This is a genomic window from Halobellus ordinarius (assembly GCF_031823395.1).
GTDB lineage: Archaea > Halobacteriota > Halobacteria > Halobacteriales > Haloferacaceae > Haloquadratum > Haloquadratum ordinarius.
Map to the genome: position 1 here is coordinate 60,530 of NZ_JAVQKJ010000017.1, position 19,436 is coordinate 79,965.

A 19,436-nucleotide genomic window follows, 5' to 3' on the forward strand; every position below is an offset into this window, starting at 1 on the left:
ATCCCGACCCGGAAACGGCACCGTGCTCGGGAACCGAGCGGGCTGATCCGCTCTGCGGACCGCTCACTCCGCTTATGCCGCTCGCGGAGCCTCCGACATCGCCGGGTGCGAACTCGCTCGCGAACGCTCGGATCGTGAGGGAGTACGTCTTCTCTCGGGCGTCGAGTTCGAGCGTGTACCTCCCCGGTGCGTCGGGCGAGAAATCGATAACTGCCGTTCCGTCGGGCGGTTCGACGGTACTCGATACGGGCGCGCTCCGGATCCGCCACTCGTAGGTCGCATCCGGATCCGGATCGCGCGGTGCCAGTTGAACCGACTCGCCGACTGCCATAAAGCGTGGGGGCCCGGGGTGTTCCATACACGTCTCCACGGGACGTCAGGCCTTTGTCTTTGCCCCACTCCACAGAAAGCGCCCGATTGTTGACCTCATCTTGTCGAAACCCAGGCACGGGAACCTTTCCTAAACGGCGCTCCGCTCTCGGACCGCACATCCGCCAATACTTATGTCCTGGGACCTCTCGTCCGAGTATATGAGACTACGGACCGTGCTGAACGAGTACAAACGCGACCGCAGTGGGCGGTTCCCCGGGGAAGTGCCCACTATCGACGGCGCGTTTTCGGGGCACGGGGATCGGCTCGTCTACGTCGATCCTGAGGGGGCGATCCGCGACTATTCGGCAGCGCTCTCGGGGTTGTACGGGATCGACCGCTCCAGATTCGCCATCGAGGCCGACGGCGAGATCCGGTGGTTCGACGATCTGGAACCGGTTCGGCAGCATTACTATCGCGAAACGAGTCTGGTGGAGACGGAGTATAACGCGGGCTCGTATACGGTCCATCAGTACGACCTGACGCTCGGGCGGGCGCACGTCACGCACGTCGAACTCCGCGGCGCGATCCCGACTGACGCCCATCTGACGGCGTTTCTGACGCTCGCTCCCGGAGGGAAGGAGACGCAAGTCGGCCGGCTCATCCACGAGACCGGCGGGCCGAACGGGACGCAGGCAGTCGAGGTGTTCCACCGGAACGAACACGACTACGTGACGGCCTCGACCGGCCTCGACGACGTCCGCGGACAGATCCCCGAGCGGTTCGAGGAGATCCTTTCGGCGGAGGCGTTCGACTTCCCGCGCGAAGCCGTCCTCGAACGCTACGAAGACACCCACCTCAGCGGCGACATCGTCGTTTCCGCACCGCTGGAACGGGAAGGCCGCGGCGTACAGACGACGCTTGTCACCCAGCTTTCGGACCACCGCGAGGTGGATCGGGAGGCGGCGATGGCTGATCTCCGACACTGTGCGCTCTCCCACGAGAGCGCCGACGACATCCGCGCGGCCGCTCGCGAGCGCGCTGATATCTCTGTCCCCGAGCACGTCCCCCGGCAACAGACAGTCCGGGCGGACCTGCGCGCACTGTCGCTTTTGACTGCACCGTCCGGTGCACACATCGCCGGGCCGGAATTCGATCCGTTCTACACGCACACCGGCGGCTACGGCTACACCTGGTTCCGCGACGAGGCCGAGTGTGCACGACATCTCCTTGCGAGCGACGATCTGCTCGATCTGGACGTGGGTGACCGGGCGTCGACGGTCGCGGCGTTCTTCTGTGAGACGCAACTCGACGACGGCTCGTGGCCGCATCGGGTCTGGGCCATCGACGGCTCGCTCGCACCGGGGTGGGCGAACGCGCCGATCGAGAACTCCGAGGAGCCCGAGTACCAGGCCGACCAGACGGCCAGCGTCGTGACCTATCTGGCGACCGTGCTTGCCGACCGCGAAGCGGAACTCTCGCCGGCACTCAAATCTCGGATCCGGACGGCGATCGAGGACGGCATCGAGGCACTCGACGACGCGCTGGGGGACGATGGGCTCCCGGCGCCGTGTCAGAACGCCTGGGAGAATATGATCGGTCGGTTCGTTCACACGGCGGCGACCTTCCTCCAGGCATACGCGACGGTCGCGACCGTCACCGTCGATTCAGACCTCGCGGCCCACGCCGAAGCGAAGGCCGACGCGGTCTTCGAGGGACTCGACCGTCTCTGGGACGACGACGCGGAGATATACGCGCTCCGACTGCAGAACAGCAACCGCGACGTGCGGCTCGATTCGGGCTCGTTCGCGCTCGTCGAAGCCTTTTCGAGCTACGAGACGCTGAGTGGTCTGCCCGCGAAGACGCTCTCGCGGCTCGAAGCCCATATGCGGACCGCGCTCGACGAGCTGTACCGGGAATCCCCCGACGGCGACGTCGCCGGACTCGTCCGGTTCGAGGGCGACACCTGGCGGAGCGCCGACCAGGACGGCGAGAAGATCTGGTCGGTCGCCACCGCCTGGGGGGCGGTAGCTGCGACCGAGTTGGCAAGCCTGCTCGAATCGACCGGCGAGACGGCCGTCGCAGCGGAGTTCCTCGAACGTGGGACGGCGCTGTACGAGCTACTGCGGTCTGACGGCCCGCTCTGTACGGACGCGGGCTATCTGGCCGAACAGGTGTTCGACGACGGGACGCCGGACAGCGCGACGCCGCTGGGGTGGTCGCACGCGTTGCGATTGCGGGCCACGGGACTTCTGGCCGCCAAGGACGCGCTGCCGGCCCCGAAGCCGGCGCCCTCGGGGCCTACGGGGCGGCCGCGCTGGACGACCGGTGAGAAGTACGGCGTCGGGACGGTCGCCGACCACCACGCGACCGATCCCTCCCGGCTGTGGTTCACACTGACCGAGGGATCGCTCACGGAGGTCCGCTTCCCGCGGGTCGATCTGATGAACCTGCGGACGCTCGACCTGCTCGTCGTCGACGCCAGCGAGGACGAAACGTACACCGCGCGGACGCACAACGAGACGCGGCGGGACGACGACGCCGACACCATCGAGCGGCGAGCGGAGATCGTAGACGACGACGCGCTGCTCTACAGACACACCGTTGCAGAGACCGGCGACGGGCGGGGTCACGAGTGGACGCTCACCGCCGAGTACGTCACCGATCCGGAACACGACGCACTGCTCGTGGACGTCAGCTTCGAGTCTCACGACGACACCGACTACGAGGTGTACGCCGTCGCGGACCTGGCACTTACGAACACCGGCTCGACGGACCGCGGCATCCGGCTCGGCGGATCCGGGAGCTACCACCTGGTCGCCCGAGACGCGAGCGCGTACGATCAGGCCGGCGTCGCCGACCCGCTCTTGATCGACGAGGACGGGACCGAGTACAGCGTCGCCGCCGCAATGACGGCAAGCGAGCGCTTCGAGTGGGCGACCGTCGGCGTCGCGGGCGCCGACTACCTGGAGGAACTGTTCGCCGAGGGGACCGCTCCGGATCCCGAACGCAGCGTCGACGACGAGCACGTCGTCCTCGTGGGGCGCATCGGTACGGGCGAGACGGTCGGCGAGACGCTGGCGCTGGGATTCGCTCGCCAGGCCGACACGGCGGCGGCACTCGGCGAGGCCGCCGGCGCCCTCAGCCGCGGGTACGAAACGGTCCGGCGCGGGTATCTCGACTCCTGGGCCGACTTCCTCGCCGACAAGGAGTTGCCGGCCGCGGTTCGTGACGACGAGCTGCTCAGCAAGCAGTACAAGACGTGTCTGATGTGTCTGCGGGCGGTCGAGGACAAGACGTTCCTCGGCGCCGGCATCGCCTCCCCGTCGGTACCGTGGGGCGTCGCGGTCGCAGCGGAAGAGTCCCGCGGATACGGGTACAACTTCGTGTGGTCCAGAGACCTCTATCAGGTGTTCACCGCCTTCGAGGCCGCCGGCGACATCCAGACCGGCGTGGAGGCACTGGAATACATCTACCACTACCAGCAGGACGACCACGGGTTCATCCCGCAGAACACGTACCTGAACGGCCGGACGCGGTGGGGCGGCGAGCAGATGGACAACATCTCGTTCCCGCAGGTGATGGCGTGGATGCTGCGCGAACACGGCATCGACTTCGCGGACGTCGAGTACGACTACACCAACGTCAAGCGCTCCGCGGACTACGTCGCCCGCAACGGCCCCGAGACCGCCCAGGAGCGCTGGGAGGAGGAGGCCGGCTACTCGCCGTCGTCGATCGCCGCCGAGATCGCCGGACTGGGCTGTGCCGCCGACATCGCGGCCGCCGAGGGCCACGACGCCGACGCGCTCATCTGGCAGGCGCTGGCCGACGAGTGGACCGACCGCGTCGAGGAGTGGACGGCGACCGGGACGGGCACAAAACGGCACACCAACACGCCGTACTACGTCCGGATCACGCGCGACGGCGACCCTGACGCCGGCCACCTGCGGACGCTCGCGAACAACGGCCCGACGCTCGACGAGCGGGAGATCATCGACGCTGGATTCCTGGAACTCACCCGTCTGGGGATCAAGCCCCCGGACGACGAAATCATTCGTAATTCGATCGCGGAGGTCGACGGCACCCTCCGCGTCGACACGCCGCACGGCCCGGCGTTCTACCGCTACAACGGGGACGGGTACGGCGAGCGCGCGGTCGACGAGGAGGGCGCTCCGTGGTCGATCGAGGCCAAAGGCAAAGGCCGGCTGTGGCCCATCTTTACCGGCGAGCGCGGCGAGTACGAACTCCGCTACGGAACGGAATCGGGCAAGTTGGCGCCGGAGAACCTTCTGGAGACGATGGCCGGATTCGCCAACTCCGGACGGATGCTCGCAGAACAGGTCTGGGACCGCGAGCACAGCACCGAGTACAACTGGGCGTTCGGCGAGGGAACCGGCGCGGCGACACCCCTGGCGTGGTCGATGGCACAGTTCGTCCGACTGGCCCACGGAATCGACGCCGGGCGGCCGGTCGAGACGCCGGACGTGCTCCGGGAGAGATATCTCGAAAGCGACCTCCCGACGGGACCTGATCTCCAGGTCAGTACGCGGTTCGCGGGCGGCGGGCTCGTCGTCTCCGGGAAGACGGACGCTGCTGTCGTCGCAGTCAAGACCCCGTCGGAGACGACGCTCGCGACGCCCGAGAACGGAGCCTTCGAGGCGCGGCTCGACATCGCCCACGGCGAGAACCAGATCGTCGTCGCCGCTGCGACCGACGAAGACCTGACAAGGGCCGGGACGAGCGTCACGCGCTTTACGCTGTAGTTGCCTCCCGTCTTTCGGTCCTCCACTGCCACGCCGCTTTTGTTCCGGCGGGTCCACTCTCGGGTATGGCAACATACTCGCGGCTGACGCGCGTCGCTGCGCCGCTGTCTGACGTGTGGGAGTTTCACTCCAAAATCTCCGGATTGGAGGCGCTGACCCCCGACTGGATGAATCTCCGGGTCGAATCCGTCACGGGACCCGATGGTGAGGCTGATCCTGAGATCCTGGAGAGCGGATCTGAGATCCGAATGTCGATGCGGCCGTTCGGCGTCGGGCCGCGACAGCACTGGACGTCGGTGATTCTCGATCGGGAGGCGGACGACGAGCGGGCAGTCTTCCGCGACGAGATGCGTGGCGGCCCCTTCGAGCAGTGGGTCCACATCCACCGATTCATCGCCGACGGCGACGAGACAATCATCGACGACAACGTCGAGTACGAACTCCCCGGCGGCGGCGTCGGCCGCAGGGTCTCGCCGCTGGCCGTCGTCGGATTCGAGCCGATGTTTCGTGCCCGCCACCGGAAGACGAAGGAACTGCTCGAATAGGGCTATTGTGGCGAGACAACCGCCGCGGAAGGCGGTTGTCCTCCGTAGCTACGGACCTGGCTGTTGGCATCAGCCCTCCAGGACTCGATTTTGGCTCGAAATTCACCGAAAGCACTTACCTGACTGTGGGAGAGTCCCGTGTATGCCGAGCCCTCCAGTCTCGAATCGGACCGACGATTCGGCGTCCGCGACGCGGCGGCGGTTCCTCACCGGCCTCACCGGCCTCGCGGTGAGTTTTCCGCTCGCGGGATGCGGTGGACAGCTGACGAAAACCGAGCGCACTACCGACGGAACGGGAACGGCTCCTGCCGACCGCGGACCCTTCCCGGAACCGATCGGCCCCTGGCCACAGGCCCGCGCCGACGCGGGAAACAGCGGGTTCCTCGCCGCGCCCGCACCGACAGCCGAACCGAGCGTTCGATGGACAACGCGGAGCGCTGGAACGGTCGGAGCGATGGTCGCCACGAGCGGAAACGCCACAGAAAGCGGCGACGGGAGTACCGACACCACACAGGGAGTGTACGTCGCCGCCGAGGACGGCCGCCTGATCGCCGTCGATCACGACGGCGAGGAGCGCTGGCGTGGTGTCGTCGCGGCCGCGCTCTTTCCCCCCGCTGTCGGCGCCGGCCGCGTGGTCGTCCCGAGCCGGGAGCAACTGACCGTCATCGACGCTGAGACCGGCGACGTGCTCCGCAGTGTCGAAATCCCGGACGGCGTTCTCCACTCACCGACGCTCGTCGGGGACCGCGCGTTTGTCGGAACGTTCTCCGGGGGGGTCGTCGCCGTCGACGTCGCAACTGGAGAGCGTCTCTGGCAGGCGGGGGAACCGAGTCGCGCATATCCACCGGTCGTCGTCGACGGGGTGGCGTACGTCACTGCGCGGCGATGGGAGAGCGCAGACGGAGATGACGGCGGGGGCGATACCGACGGCGGCGGCGAACCGGGCGGTGTCCTCGCGGCGCTCGACACTGACACGGGCGACCGACTGTGGGAGTTCGCTCTCGACGGCCATCCCACCGCACCACCGGGATACCACGACGGCGTCGCGTTTGCCGGGACGAATCGCGGGCAGGTGGTGGCTGTTGATGTTGTGTCCGAAGACCCGCAGTTTCGCGAGACCGTCGGCGACTGGGTGACCCGAGGGCCAACGGCTGCTGCGGACGGAATCTACGTCGTCGTTCTCAACGATGGAGTGGTCAAATTGGACAACGAAGGGGTCGTTCAGTGGCAATCGGAGGCCGGCGGCGGAACGAATCCGGTTCTGGGTGAGGACGTCGCGATTGTCGGGACGAACGACGGAGTGGTCGCGGTCGACCGAGACGACGGACAGGTTCGCTGGCGCGGGGAGACCGACGCCGGCGTGGAGTTCGACGTGGCTATCGGCGGCGACACCGGAACTGAGGGCGGTGACGACACCGATGGGTCGGAGAGCAGCGGAAGCGAAGTGCCCGGCGTCGTGTATGCCGGTGACCGGATCGGAACCATCACCGCTTTCGATCTCGACACCGGCGACCGGCGCTTGCGGTTTCCCTTCCGGCCGCGGACGATGCCCGGCCCGATCGTTGGGCCGCGAACGGTGGCCGGCGGCAGTCGCGACGGTGGCGCGTACGACCTGCTGGCGACCGACGGCACCGAGTTCCCCCTCGCCGGAAACCCAGTCGAGTCGGGCGTGTCTCCTGTCGTTTTGGACAGCAGCGATCTGGATGCTGTTGACTCCGGAACGACATCATCGGGCGCGGCATCGTCCGAGGAATCGACTCAGGACCCGTCCGAGCCATCAGGTGAATCGTCGACTGGCGAACGGGATAGCATCTCTGAAGGCTCCGAGACCCTCCTCGGCGGCGGGGCGGGCGGATCGCTCTTTCGGGTACGGACGGTTGACTACGGGGAGCCGCCGCGGACTGCGCTCCCGCCGACGTCGACACCGACGGCCACGCCCGGGCCGGACGAACCGACACGGACCGGGACGCCGCATATCGACTTTCCCGAACCGGAGTCGGTCTGGGAGCGACAGTTGGACCTCACGATCCATTCGCCGATCACCTACGCCGAGGGACTGGCATACTTCGGCACCGGAGACGGTATCGCAGCAGTGGATCCCCGCGACGGGCGGCTTCGCTGGCGGTTTGAACTCGGAGAGAGCGTCGTTGGCGCACCGGCTGTCCAGCAGGCCCGAATAGTCGCGATCACTCGCGACGGTCGAGTTGTCTCTATGTCGACAGATTCCGACACGACCGATCTGAGCGGTGGGGAAATCGACTGGGAAGAATCACTTGCAGCGTCGGTTCTCTCCGGGCCAGCGGTCGATGACGGGGGGGTGTTCGTCGCCGACGAAGCCGGCCAGGTGACCGCCTTCGGGACCGACGGCGCAGAACGGTTCCAGAAAGACGTTGGGGGTGCTGTCCCCGGCGGGCCGTCGGTTACAGCGACACGCGTCTTTGTTGGCACCGAAGGGGGCGAACTGCTCGCGCTCGACCGGGCCGACGGCTCCATCGCCTGGCGGTCCTCGGCGACGGGGCCGATTCGCGGGACGCCCGCAGTCGCCGGCGAGAGCGAGGGTGACCGGACGGTCTTCGTCGGCGATCACGAGGGGACGCTCTCGGCGTTCGACACGACTGACGGCGACCGTCGCTGGCAGGTCGATCTCGGTCAGTGGGTCGACGCTCCGCCGGCCGTCGGCCACGGCGCCGTGTTCGTCGCGGACCAGACCGGACAGGTTTACGCCGTCGTCGGTGACAGTTAAGAGAGGTTTCCTGGCCGCTCTCGACCCCTGAGTTTCTGTCGGCCTACTGGACTTCCTCGTCGATCCAGTCGCCGTAGGAGTTGAGCACGTCGATCTCGTCGAACAGTTCGATGCAGGGAACATCGAACGGGTGTTCGTCCTCGACAGCGGCTTTCAGTTCCGGATACCGCGCTTTCGTCGTCTTCGCGAACAGGATCGACTCCTCGCTACCGGCGTGAACGTCGCCCTCCCACCGGTAGTACGAATCGCAGTCGACGACGTTGACACACGCCGCCAACTTCTCTTCGACGAGGAACTCCGCGAGGTCGCTGGCGGCCTTTCGAGGCGCTGTGATGTAGGCTGTGGGCATTATTCGACGATTTCGATGAGCTCAGCTGGTTCCTCGGTTGAGGACCCGCCATCCAGATATCGATGGACGTCCTCGTACGCTTCTACTTTCTTGGTCGCCTCCATCGCCGCCGCTATGTGGTCCACATCCAGCGCTTCGAGGCGTTCCTCTTCCGCTTCGGCTTTGCGCCCGTCGAGGAACGTCCGAAGACGATCGACGCGTACGCGGTCAATGTGAGTGTCTAACATACGTCTCTCAACGAACAGGTGGCTGTTGAATCTAACGTACGTCTAGGTACCTCTTGAAACCTCCTGTGCCGAGAGAGCGTTTTCGGATTCCGATCCAACCTTTTTGATGCCACCGAACAACCCATCGGTATGACTCGGACTGCAGTCATCGCCGGTGTCGGCCCCGGACTCGGTGAATCACTCGCGCGAAAGTTCGCCGCCGAAGGGTGTCGAGTGGCGCTGTTCGCGCGGACGGAGTCGGTCATCGAGGAACTGGCGGCTGACCTCCCAGATCCGGGCCAGGGGCTCGCAGTCCCCACCGACCTCAGCGACGTCGACGAAATCCGTGCCGGCTTCGCAACCGTCCGAGAGAAGTTCGGCCCGGTCGACGTGCTCGTCAACCACGCCAGCGCGGCATCCTGGCAGGGACTACTGGACTTGGACGTCGAGGAGTTCGAGCGGGCCTGGGCGGTCGGCGGCCGGGGGGCCTTCGTCTGCTCGAAGGAGGCGGTCGGCGATATGGTCGAATCGGGCGGCGGGACGGTCATCTTCACCGGCGCGACCTCCGCGGTCCGAAGTCTCGGCGGGACGATCGGCTTCACTGCCGCGAAGTTCGCCGCGCGAGGGATGGCGATGGATATCGCCCAGGAGTACGGCCCCGAGGGAGTCCACGTCGCTCACGTCGTCATCGACGGGCAGATCGACGGGCCCGGCACCCGCGAGCAGCATCCAGACCGCTCCCCAGACACGTTCCTCAACCCCGACGAGATGGCGGAAACGTACTGGCACCTGGTCGAACAGGACAACATCGACACGATGCCCTTCGAGGTCCACATCACGAACGGGCCGCAGAACACGGAATTCCTCTGATGAGGGCGTGAAATCGGTTCTCCGACAGTAGTAGCACACGCCCGCACAGCGGAGTGGGACTCGCTTCGCAATCGTGTGTTCGACGACGAATACCGCTCCGTGTTTGTGTTCGACGGAATACCGCTCTGTGGTTGGGATACCGTCGGGATTCCGGGGCGGAGACGACAGAAAGTCCGCAGCCGACTCCTCTCGCGGAGTTTCAGCGGCTGTCGATCGTCCCGTTGAGGACCTTCGCTGCGGTCAGCACCGGATCCCAGGTCGGACTGAACGGGGGCGCGTACGCGAAGTCGAACCGTTCTAATTCGTCGACAGTCACTTCGGTATGGAGTGCTGTCGCGACCGAGTTGATACGCTGAGCGACCCCCTCCCGACCGACCATACTGGCACCGAGCACGCGTCCGGTCGTCTCGTCGGCGACGAGAGTAACGGTGATCTCCTCGCTTCCGGGATAGTAATGTGCCCGCGACGGGAGTTCGAGGGTCTTCGAGACGGGGTCGAATCCAACATTTTCGGCTCGCTCGGGATCGACGATGCCGGTCCGGGCGGCTTCGAGATCGAAGGCCTTCAACGCCGCTGTCCCGGCGATCGGCCCTGTTGGAGTGGGATCGCCGGCGATCGTTGCCCCGACCGCTCGACCGTGACGGTTCGCCGTCAGCGCCAGCGGGACGTAATCCGGGGCCCCCGTCACGGTATGCGTCGCTTCCGCACAGTCGCCGGCCGCGTACACGTCCTGGACGTTCGTCTCGCCGTACCGGTCAGTCGCGATCGCACCAGTCGGCCCCGTTTCGATGCCCGCTTGCTCTGCCAACTCGACGCGGGGTTCGACGCCCACTCCGAGGATCGCGAGATCGACGGGGACCGTCTCCTCCGGCGTTTCGATGCTGCGGACACGTCCGTGTTCGCCGTTGAACGCTTCGACCCGTGTATCGAGGGAGAGGTCGACGTCGTGTTCGCGCAGATGCTCCTCGACGATCCGAGCGGTCAACTCCCCGAACGGGTTCAGCACGTGGGGAAGCATCTCGAAGAGGTGGACCTCCAGTCCCCGTTCGTGAACGCTTCGGCCAGTTCGACGCCGACGTACCCGCCGCCGACGATACCGACCCGTTCCGGTTCGACGACCTCATCCGCTCCTTCGATGCCGTGCTCGACTGCCTCACGGATGTCTCCGCCCGCGTCCATCGTCTGCAACGTAAACACCCCATCGAGATCAGCCCCGTCGATCGGCGGTACTAACGCCCGCGCCCCGGTCGCAATCACGAGGTTGTCGTAGGACTGCTCGAACTCGCCGTCGTCGGCTTCCACGATGACCGTCCGTTCGTCAACGTCGATCTCGACCACTTCGTGGGCCGTTCTGAGGTCGATGTCGCGCTCCTCTCGAAACGTCTCAGCGTCGTTGACGACCAGGTCTTCCAGCCGGTCGATGTCCCCCTTCACGTAGTACGGGAGCCCACACGCACCGTAGGATACCCACTCGCCGCGCTCGCAGACGATCACCTCCTGCTCCGGGGCGTCCCGTTTGAGTTTGCTTGCCGCGCTCAATCCAGCCGCATCGCCACCAACCACGACCGTTGTCTCGTCGTTGTTTGTCGCCATACTTTATATTTGAATATGCGAATATTTGATTCCTTCGAGGGCCGTCTCAAACTGCGGTACCGTGGCCCCGTACCCTTCGACCGCCGGGTGGAATGGGATGATGTCGGCCATCGCGGCGGTTGATCGCTCAGATCCGTGGCCGAGAGAGACCGATCTGACGTAGACCACTCTCGGGTCCGTTCGCCACCGCCCGCGGAGACGATGACGGTCGTGCCGCCATCGGGGTGAGACTTCAAGCAGGTTTCCAGTTCCGCCTCGCTCAGTTCTCCCTCGACGTACTGTCGGCGGAGCGTCTCCGTCCGTGCTCTCGGCGTCCGTGGCTGTTTCCCGGTTGTCGACGCCGGGCGAGCCACCAGTGGAATTTTGACGCCGAGCGAACCACCAGGAGAATGGCGACGCAGAGCGAACCTCCAAGAGAATGGCAACGAGTGCGAGGGCGACGAGTGATGGCAACGAGTGCGAGGGCGACGAGGATAGCGACGTTACGTGGCGTCGATTTCCAACGCCTCTTTGGGCATCGTCAGGCTTCGAGCCCGAGCGTTTGCTCCTCCTCAAGCGTGTCGAAGAGGACTTCCCGGATCTTCATCGACGCTTCGACGAGACGGTCGTCGCGGATCGTGTAGTAGCTGCGATTCCCCTCCGTTCGCTTCGTCACGACTCCCTTGTCCCGCATTTTGCGGAGGTGTTGTGACACCGTCGGCTGTGGAATGTCGGTGGTCTCTGCGAGACCAGTCACCGTCCGCTCCCCGTCTTTGAGGACGTAGAGCATTTTCTGCCGCTTTGCGTTACACAGAACCTGGCAGAGATCGGCGTGTCGCTCGAAGATTTCGTCGGCGGGAAGTTCGGTCATCTGTATATTCTAACACGCTAATATACAAAAAGTTATGCGACCGCCTCGGGCAATGTGCGATCAGTTGGAACCGCTGTCCTCGCTTTCCGACGAGCCAACAGCCTCCGTCAGCGCGGCGAATCCGAACGGCAGTTTGGTGAAGACCCGAGCGTTATTCTGCAATGCTTGGACCGTGATGTACTCGTCCGCGGCGTGGGCCGTGTCCGTCCCGAACGCGAATTCGATCGTGGGAACGCTCTCGTTCCGCAGCGTTTTCGCGTCTCCGCCACCGGTTGCACTCCGCCGGAGGACCGGTTCGTTGGCGACAGACTCTGCGAGCGTGGCCGTCGCCTCGACCAGCGGGCTTTCGAACGGTTCGTAGGTGCCGATGCTCCACGAAACGTCTGCTATCTCGACTGCAGGGTGGTCCTGTATGAGCGTTTCTATCTGATCGAGAATCGACGGCGTGTGGACTCCTGCGGTCAGTCGGATATCGAGTTCCGCGGTGGCGGCTTCGGGGACGCTGTTGACGGTCCCTCCCCCCTCGAACGTGCCGACGTTCACTGTTGGCGTTGTGAAGAGTCGCCACGCTGTCTCGCGGTCCATTCGTGGCGTATAGAACGAGACCGACTCCTCGACGATCGGGATCATCTCGTCGTCGAGAGCGAAATCGACCTGCCGCAAGCGTTCGCGCAGTTCCGTGATAGCCTCGAACAGTCTGTCGATGGCGTTCTCGCCGAGCGGCGGTCGTGACCCGTGTGCGGCCTTCCCAGTCGCTTCGAGCGTGAGCCAGATACTTCCCTTGTCGGCGATCGTGACAGAGTGTGAGCCGGCCTCGCAGGTCGTCTCCCCGATGACACAGGCGTCTGCTGTGAGTCGGTCCTGATCGAGAAGAGCGCGAAGACCTGCATCTCCCGCAGTTTCTTCGTCGCTGACGACGGCGAGCTGAAGCGTGACCGGTGGCACGACACCCGTTTCGACGTACGCCCGGACGGCGTGCAACATCGCAGCGATAGCGCTCTTCATATCGGTTGCCCCGCGACCGTAGATCTGATCGCCCTCACGCTCGCCGAGCGGGTCGTGCGTCCACCCGTCTGGCTCGTACGGGACAGTATCGACGTGCCCGTTGTACAGAAGCGTGGTCTCCGTCTTTCCCGGGAGCGTAATCAGCAGGTTCGGTTTGGCCTCATCCTCGATGACCAGTTCACTCCGAAGCCCGAGAGTGGTCGCGTACTGCTCGATATACTCGATGATCTCACGGGTGTCTCCCGGCGGATTCTGGCTCTCGAACCCGATCAGATCCTGTGTCAGTTCAATCAGATCTGCCTCGTGTTCATCGAGAAACGCCAGTAATACCTCGGAGTCCTCGTCGACCTTCTCTGGAAGCGTCTCGGTCGTCTGGTCTCCGAAGCAGAAGGGACAGCATCCTTCGGCGTCTTCCTCCGATCTTTCGAACCCGGGCATAGTGTGGGAGTTGTGTCGGTTTGGCTGGCTTGGCTTACGAGAGGTATTCAGCGGACGATGTTGTTATAATTGGGAATCGACGCTCTGCGGATAAAAATATTCGTATAATCAAATATAAGTTAACAACATTTTGGGGTTTCTTCTGTACCGCTACCTCACGGCGTTCCCAGTATCGTTACTGCGGACAGATTTAGAGAGTTCCGTGGGTCTGGCATCGCATCTCGAACGTATCGTAAACAGCCCCCCGCGCGGACGTCGTCCGGGCACGGCTGTTCGTCACCGACATCGACGACTGGGAGGTAATCACCGAAACCCACGGCTGGGAGGTTCGGATAGCCGACGGGTCCGAGGGCGGTGCCCGGTCTGAAATCTCCGGTGTCGAGTTCACTTCGGAGTGGATTTCCCGGATTCGGCAGGGATTTCCCGGATTCGACAGCCGACCTTCGACCGAGGTACATCGACGGAGATGGAAGGTCCCATTTTTGATTGCAGATCGGATGTGGCTGCCGCTACGGGGCGTGACCGGCAACCCAATTCCACTGTGTCGAGAGCTCACGGCCGCGGAGGATTGTCCAGACGGACGCGACTAAATGCGTTCAGCCCCTAAATCGGATAATGGTGAAGAGCGCGGCGACGGATCGTGAGCCAGTCGGAGTCGATGCGACGACGGACCGTAACACGGCTGGTCGCGACAGTTCGGGCGAGTCGGCGCTCGCGATCGACGGCGTCTCGAAGCGATTCGGGATCGGCGAGGATGCAGTTCTGGCGGTCGACGACGTGAGTCTGGACGTTACCCGGGGTTCCGTTGTGGGATTGCTTGGGCCGAACGGCGCCGGCAAGACGACATTGATCAAGTGCGTGCTCGGGATCGTCATCCCGGACGCCGGCTCGGTTCGCATCTTCGGCACCGACGTGGCCGACGGCCGCCGGGCGGCGTACGCAGATGTCGACGCAATGTTGGAGGGTGCGCGCAACGATTATTGGCGCCTCACGGTCCGCGAAAACCTGCGGTACTTCTCGACGATTCACGGCGTCGATCCGGATTCGGTGGCGGAGCGACACGACCGGCTGCTAGACCGGTTCGATCTCGCAGCGAAGGCCGACACGCCCGTTCGGGAGCTCTCCCGGGGAATGAAACAGAAAGTGTCGCTCGCGAGCGTCCTCGCGGGCGGGGCAAAGCTCGTGTTCCTCGACGAGCCGACGCTCGGGCTCGACGTCGAAAGTTCCCGCACGTTGCGGCGGGAGCTGCGCCGTCTCGTTCGCGAGGAGGACCTCACCGTCGTCCTCAGCAGCCACGATATGGGCGTCATCGAAGATGTCTGCGATCGCGTCGTGATGATGGCAGACGGGCGGGTCGTCGCCGACGACTCCGTCACGGCACTGCTGTCCGGGACGAGTCGGGACTCGGTGCGTGTGACGAGCGTCGACATCGACGACGCGGTCCTCACGACGCTTCGAAGGCGATTCGAGGTTCAGGCCGTCGAGTCAGTCGACGGTCGCACACAGATCGAGGTTACCGCGGCGGGCGACGCGCTCTACGAGTTGCTGGACGAACTCCGCGAGGCCGGGGTCACCGTCGAAGACATCAGAACCGTGCAACCGGACTTAGAGGAGGTATTCGTCGATCTGACCGGGATCGGATCGGAGAGACTCGGCGGCCAGGAGCGTCCATCGTGAGTCGAGACATCGACACAGCGGTATGTGACGGCGGTAGCGATCCGTCGACCACCAGTGGTGTCGCCGAGGAGGATTCTCGGTCAACCGCCGGTGTCGCCGACGAGGATTCCCGGTCAACCGCCAGTATCGCTGACACTCCCCGGTCATCCACAGGTGTCGCCGCCGACGAACCCCGCCCAGCCACCTACTACCACCTCGCACGGGCGGTCCTCTACCGCGAGTATCTGATCTTCGTCCGCTACCCTGCAAACGCGATCGGAGGGATCGTCATCGCGCTGTTCTTCTTCGGGGTGCTGTTCTACGGCGGGCGACTCCTCGCCGGGCAGGCGTTGACTGACTCCCTGGAGGGGATCATCGTGGGATACTTCCTGTGGACGCTGTCCGTCGGCGCGTACTCGTCTGTGTCGAACGATATCGGCAGCGAAGTGCAGTGGGGAACCCTCGAACGCCACATTACCACCCCGTTCGGATTCGCGCCGGTGGCGCTGCTGAAGGGGGTTGCGAAGGTCGTTCGGACGTTTCTCACCAGTGCCGCCGTTCTCGCGGTAATGTTGCTACTCACTAGGACCCGACTCAGCATCGACCCGATCACGGTGATCACGGTGGCAGGCCTCGCGATCACCTCGGTGATCGGGCTCGGATTCGCGGCCGGCGGCATCACGGTCCTCTACAAGCGGATCGGCAACTGGCTGAATCTCCTGCAGTTCGGGTTCGTCGTACTGATCTCGGCGCCGGTGCTCGACGCCCCGTGGACCCGTTTTCTCCCCCTCGCTCACGGGAGCGCACTGCTCCAGCGGGCGATGGTCGACGGCGTCCGACTGTGGGAGTTCGGCATCTTCGATATCGGGCTGCTCGTCGGCGTCGCTGTCGGCTACCTCGTCGGGGGGTACATCGTCTTTCACTACGCGACGCGTCGAGCGCGACGGCTTGGCGTGCTCGGAGATTACTGAGACCCGCTTTTGAGGCGCGATTGGAATCAACGCGACACAGGAGTCTCGAGTCAGGAAACGCACAGGCCTACGTCGCCGATGCCAGACCCGCCGATGCCAGACCACATCCCTGCGCCGAACAACGGCCTCAATCGGTCGGTTTCGCCCGGATCTCCGGAAAGTACCGGCCGTGGAAGTCGAAGGGTGTGGCGTGGGGAAGGTCGATCCGCGCTCGTTCCTCGAAGCGCTCGCCGTCGAGGACGAGCAGGCGCGAGTGGCCGGCGTCGATATCTAAGGCGACCGTGAGCACGACGCCCGCGTCTTCGGCAGCGTTCGTGTCCGCTGTCTCGTCTGCTCCGGGCACGAAGAGCGGCTCGCCGAAGTAGTCGCCGCCGCTCTCGAACTCTGTCACGGCGCCGGTCTTCACATCGTATTTCATCACGCCGGTTGCCCAATCGGTCGCGGGCTGGTCCATACTCATCGCGTAGACGTAGCGGTGCGGCTGACACCACCGTGCGGGTGAGACGGTAGGCAGTGCCGTCCCCTCGTCGTACAGGGTTTCCCGAGTTATCGTCACATTGCCGGTCCCGTATCGGGCCTTTCCCGTCACTCCACCAAGGTCGACTGTGAATCGTTCGAGACGTCCGGCGATAGCGTCGAGGTCCCCCTCCCGAAGAGTTTCGAGGGAGAGTTCCTCGATTGCCGTCGCGTCCGGGATCGTCTCCACGTCCAAAACCAGGCCCGTCCCGGCGTCCCGCTCGAAGGCGTTGACGTGGTGAAAACCGAACAGCGCATCCGTAATCGGGTCGGCGACGACCTCGCCGCTGCCTCGATCGATGACGATCACTCGCGTCCCGCGGTCGGGTTGCCACTCGAACTGCTCGATGAAGGGTGCCTGGCGCCCGGGTTTGAAAAACGAGAGCGGGTTCACCCGGAGCGGGAATTCCGTGAGCACGACGTAGTGTGGCGTCAACGCGAAACTGTGCATATACGCCGGGGCGTCGGTATCGACGCTGCCGACGTGGCGTCGCTCGCCGTCCTCGGTCAGCGCGTGGACGTGATAGGTGCTGGTGCGGCCGAACGCCGTCTCGACGTTGAACAGCGTTCCCGTCGCTGGGTCGCGTTTCAGGTGCGCACACGCCAGTTGGCCGGCAGGCTCTGGTCCGTCATACTGGAAGTGTCCCTCGACGGCGAACGTCTCTGGATCCAACACGACCGCCCGCGGGGACTCTGTCAGCGCGAGATATCGATCCCCGACGCGCTCGACGATGATGTTGGTGTTGTCATACGGCTCGGTGAACAGCGCTTTGACACGGTCTCGGAGTGTCGTCTCGCCAGTCGCGAAACCGCCGGTGAAATCACCCCTCTGTGCCTCCCCGTAGGCGTCGGTCTCGAGGAACCGATTTCGGTAGTGAACGGCGTCTTCGGCCCCGTCGACGGCGGCTCCCGCCCGGTTTTCAGGGTCGAACGTGAACCGATAGCACATCGCCAACCCGTCGAACCAGTGGTCGACGCTCTTCCCGCCGGGGAGCGAGAAGGTTCCGGGCCCGGTGCGGATGAGGCTTCCAGTCAACCACTCGGGCAGGGATCCCTCGACTGCGAGTGACGCCGTCCGCTCGTCGTCGAGCGAGTGGAAGCCAGGATGCGATTCCATATTCCCATAGCCGGTCGGCAGCGAGTAAACGATACTGGCCCCGCCTGTCGGTCGCATACGGTCACATTGATGTTTTCGCAGATACCGATGCGGTGTTGACGAGTGCTTCAATGTCCGGTGAGCCTCTGTAGTGTTGGGGGGACGAAGCGAGATATCGTGGATAGCCGTTCACTGACGGGACACGGAGATTTGGGTCCGGTCACCCAGTCGAAGCGGCGAGTCAGTACCCGATATAGAACGTGGCGGGAACGGGAGAGCGGTGTCACTTCCCTCCGCACTGGGATCAAGGCAAGTCGGTTTCGCGGTTTCGGCCCCACCGATGTCCGGCGACTGGCCGTTCTCGATATCGACCGAGGAGATCTGACGAGGATGCCACCAGTTGCTTCTGTAGTCTGTGGTCGTAGATGTAATTTCTGATTTTTGACACGAATAGAATGTCACCTGCTGTAACTCACATAATCAAATCTCGGCACCTGATAAAAACTATCAGGGTTGATTTGTGTTCGCCACCTGCGGATAATACGGTGATCGAAATATCGGTTCCCAAACAGTAGAGATGGAATATTCAGAAACAGAACAAGTCGTCGAAGAGTCGCTCGAGTTCCCAGTGATGCATTCGACTGTAATTGAACAGATCGGGGCAGTTGAAATAACGTCTCCCTACGGTGATTCGGTGACTATTCAGGAAACGTTAGACCCACTCGAAGAGGGGAAGTACTTAACCTCGAATGCACTCTATACCGCAATTATCGGGAATCTCGGTGAGACATTCATTGGACGCAAATATTATGATGACCGGAGCGGGACGGCGTTCGGAACCGACGTGGACGATGAATCTATCGTCTCGTTCTGACCGTTGCTCCCGCTCTCCCTGACCTGGTGCTGCTTCAGCGAGGGTATCCTCCCGTGGCTTCCATTGAGATAGTTTGCCAGTCTAATTGATAACTTCTTCCACTCTTGCGATCCCCGAAATAGGTTTCACACTCCCACATAGCCAGTAGATATGGAACGCCGCCGAATCACCTCCGGCACTGAGTGGGAATCGCGCGTCGGTTACTCCCGCGCAGTCAGAGTCGGCTCGCAGATCCACGTCTCCGGCACGACCGCGACCGACGAAGACGGCAACGTCTTCGGCGAGAACGATCCCTACGAGCAGACCAAACAGGCGCTCTCAAACATTGAGGACGCGCTCGCGGAGGCCGACGCGTCGCTGGACGACGTTGTCCGAACCCGGATGTTCGTCACCGATATCGACGACTGGGAGGCAATCGGCGAGGCGCACGGAGAGTACTTCGGTGACATCCGGCCGGCCACGAGTATGCTCGAAGTGAGCCGGCTGATCGATCCGGCACTCCTCGTCGAGATCGAGGCCGTCGCGGTCGTCGACGAGGCCGTCGCGGTCGTCGACGAAGACGAATCTTGAAATACCGGGGCTTTTGCAGGGGGTGCAACGACGATGATATTCGAGTAACGATGTGACGAAATATAGATTTTCTCCAACAAAA

The 19,436-nt window shown here is 63.9% G+C and carries 13 protein-coding genes and 1 pseudogene; 8 read left to right on the top strand and 6 right to left on the bottom strand.

Annotation, left to right across the window (positions count from 1 at the left end; translation table 11 throughout):
- The first annotated feature begins 530 nt into the window (after positions 1-530).
- From RJT48_RS19755 to RJT48_RS19765, 3 genes are all read left to right on the top strand, one after another.
- Positions 531-5,072, top strand: a complete 4,542-nt coding sequence (locus tag RJT48_RS19755; protein WP_311174078.1) for a DUF7997 domain-containing protein — start codon at positions 531-533, stop codon at positions 5,070-5,072.
- 65 nt (positions 5,073-5,137) lie between these two features.
- Complete coding sequence (locus RJT48_RS19760; protein ID WP_311174080.1) at positions 5,138-5,617, top strand: SRPBCC family protein; 480 nt, start codon at positions 5,138-5,140, stop codon at positions 5,615-5,617.
- Between the two features lie 142 nt (positions 5,618-5,759).
- The gene (locus RJT48_RS19765; RefSeq protein WP_311174081.1) at positions 5,760-8,360 is read left to right on the top strand and encodes an outer membrane protein assembly factor BamB family protein; all 2,601 of its coding nucleotides are present in this window, start codon (positions 5,760-5,762) and stop codon (positions 8,358-8,360) included.
- Between the two features lie 43 nt (positions 8,361-8,403).
- On the opposite strand, the gene cutA is transcribed toward RJT48_RS19765, so the two are convergent.
- Both cutA and RJT48_RS19775 read right to left on the bottom strand, forming a co-directional pair.
- Positions 8,404-8,709, bottom strand: coding sequence for a divalent-cation tolerance protein CutA (gene cutA, locus RJT48_RS19770; protein WP_311174082.1), 306 nt, complete (start codon positions 8,707-8,709; stop codon positions 8,404-8,406).
- The gene (locus RJT48_RS19775; RefSeq protein ID WP_311174083.1) at positions 8,709-8,936 is read right to left on the bottom strand and encodes a hypothetical protein; all 228 of its coding nucleotides are present in this window, start codon (positions 8,934-8,936) and stop codon (positions 8,709-8,711) included. Before RJT48_RS19775 ends, cutA begins: the two co-directional genes overlap by 1 nt.
- Positions 8,937-9,065: 129 nt before the next feature.
- Here RJT48_RS19775 and RJT48_RS19780 point away from each other — a divergent pair, with 129 nt between their 5' ends.
- The gene (locus tag RJT48_RS19780) at positions 9,066-9,785 is read left to right on the top strand and encodes an SDR family NAD(P)-dependent oxidoreductase (RefSeq protein ID WP_311174084.1); all 720 of its coding nucleotides are present in this window, start codon (positions 9,066-9,068) and stop codon (positions 9,783-9,785) included.
- 199 nt (positions 9,786-9,984) lie between these two features.
- Here RJT48_RS19780 and RJT48_RS19785 read toward each other — a convergent pair.
- The 3 genes and pseudogenes from RJT48_RS19785 to RJT48_RS19795 form a co-directional block, all read right to left on the bottom strand.
- Positions 9,985-11,378 (bottom strand): annotated as a pseudogene (locus RJT48_RS19785) (FAD-dependent oxidoreductase).
- 520 nt (positions 11,379-11,898) lie between these two features.
- A complete protein-coding gene (locus tag RJT48_RS19790) occupies positions 11,899-12,228 on the bottom strand; it encodes an ArsR/SmtB family transcription factor (protein ID WP_311174085.1) in 330 nt (109 codons plus the stop codon).
- Positions 12,229-12,288: 60 nt separating this feature from the next.
- A complete protein-coding gene (locus tag RJT48_RS19795; RefSeq protein ID WP_311174086.1) occupies positions 12,289-13,671 on the bottom strand; it encodes a M20 family metallopeptidase in 1,383 nt (460 codons plus the stop codon).
- 615 nt (positions 13,672-14,286) lie between these two features.
- Between RJT48_RS19795 and RJT48_RS19800 the strand changes: the two genes are divergently transcribed.
- Both RJT48_RS19800 and RJT48_RS19805 read left to right on the top strand, forming a co-directional pair.
- Positions 14,287-15,348: an ABC transporter ATP-binding protein gene (locus RJT48_RS19800; protein ID WP_311174087.1), complete on the top strand. Its 1,062-nt coding sequence runs from the start codon at positions 14,287-14,289 to the stop codon at positions 15,346-15,348.
- Between the two features lie 125 nt (positions 15,349-15,473).
- Entirely contained in the window at positions 15,474-16,298 is an 825-nt protein-coding gene (locus RJT48_RS19805; RefSeq protein ID WP_311174110.1) for an ABC transporter permease, read from the top strand.
- A gap of 127 nt (positions 16,299-16,425) precedes the next feature.
- Here RJT48_RS19805 and RJT48_RS19810 read toward each other — a convergent pair whose 3' ends face one another.
- The gene (locus tag RJT48_RS19810; protein WP_311174088.1) at positions 16,426-17,931 is read right to left on the bottom strand and encodes a carotenoid oxygenase family protein; all 1,506 of its coding nucleotides are present in this window, start codon (positions 17,929-17,931) and stop codon (positions 16,426-16,428) included.
- 556 nt (positions 17,932-18,487) lie between these two features.
- On the opposite strand from RJT48_RS19810, the gene RJT48_RS19815 reads away from it, so the two are divergent.
- Both RJT48_RS19815 and RJT48_RS19820 read left to right on the top strand, forming a co-directional pair.
- The gene (locus RJT48_RS19815; protein ID WP_311174089.1) at positions 18,488-18,784 is read left to right on the top strand and encodes a DUF5789 family protein; all 297 of its coding nucleotides are present in this window, start codon (positions 18,488-18,490) and stop codon (positions 18,782-18,784) included.
- 150 nt (positions 18,785-18,934) lie between these two features.
- Positions 18,935-19,354 carry a RidA family protein gene (locus RJT48_RS19820; RefSeq protein WP_311174090.1) on the top strand — a complete coding sequence of 140 codons (420 nt, stop codon included), beginning with the start codon at positions 18,935-18,937 and terminating at the stop codon, positions 19,352-19,354.
- Positions 19,355-19,436 lie beyond the last annotated feature (82 nt).

Excerpts from the sequence above, each read along its gene's own strand:
- RJT48_RS19755 (WP_311174078.1), top strand. The coding sequence starts at position 531 with ATGAGACTACGGACCGTGCTGAACGAGTACAAACGCGACCGCAGTGGG.
- RJT48_RS19760 (WP_311174080.1), top strand. The coding sequence starts at position 5,138 with ATGGCAACATACTCGCGGCTGACGCGCGTCGCTGCGCCGCTGTCTGAC.
- RJT48_RS19765 (WP_311174081.1), top strand. The coding sequence starts at position 5,760 with ATGCCGAGCCCTCCAGTCTCGAATCGGACCGACGATTCGGCGTCCGCG.
- cutA (WP_311174082.1), bottom strand. The coding sequence starts at position 8,709 with ATGCCCACAGCCTACATCACAGCGCCTCGAAAGGCCGCCAGCGACCTC.
- RJT48_RS19775 (WP_311174083.1), bottom strand. The coding sequence starts at position 8,936 with ATGTTAGACACTCACATTGACCGCGTACGCGTCGATCGTCTTCGGACG.
- RJT48_RS19780 (WP_311174084.1), top strand. The coding sequence starts at position 9,066 with ATGACTCGGACTGCAGTCATCGCCGGTGTCGGCCCCGGACTCGGTGAA.
- RJT48_RS19790 (WP_311174085.1), bottom strand. The coding sequence starts at position 12,228 with ATGACCGAACTTCCCGCCGACGAAATCTTCGAGCGACACGCCGATCTC.
- RJT48_RS19795 (WP_311174086.1), bottom strand. The coding sequence starts at position 13,671 with ATGCCCGGGTTCGAAAGATCGGAGGAAGACGCCGAAGGATGCTGTCCC.
- RJT48_RS19800 (WP_311174087.1), top strand. The coding sequence starts at position 14,287 with ATGGTGAAGAGCGCGGCGACGGATCGTGAGCCAGTCGGAGTCGATGCG.
- RJT48_RS19810 (WP_311174088.1), bottom strand. The coding sequence starts at position 17,931 with ATGGAATCGCATCCTGGCTTCCACTCGCTCGACGACGAGCGGACGGCG.
- RJT48_RS19815 (WP_311174089.1), top strand. The coding sequence starts at position 18,488 with ATGGAATATTCAGAAACAGAACAAGTCGTCGAAGAGTCGCTCGAGTTC.
- RJT48_RS19820 (WP_311174090.1), top strand. The coding sequence starts at position 18,935 with ATGGAACGCCGCCGAATCACCTCCGGCACTGAGTGGGAATCGCGCGTC.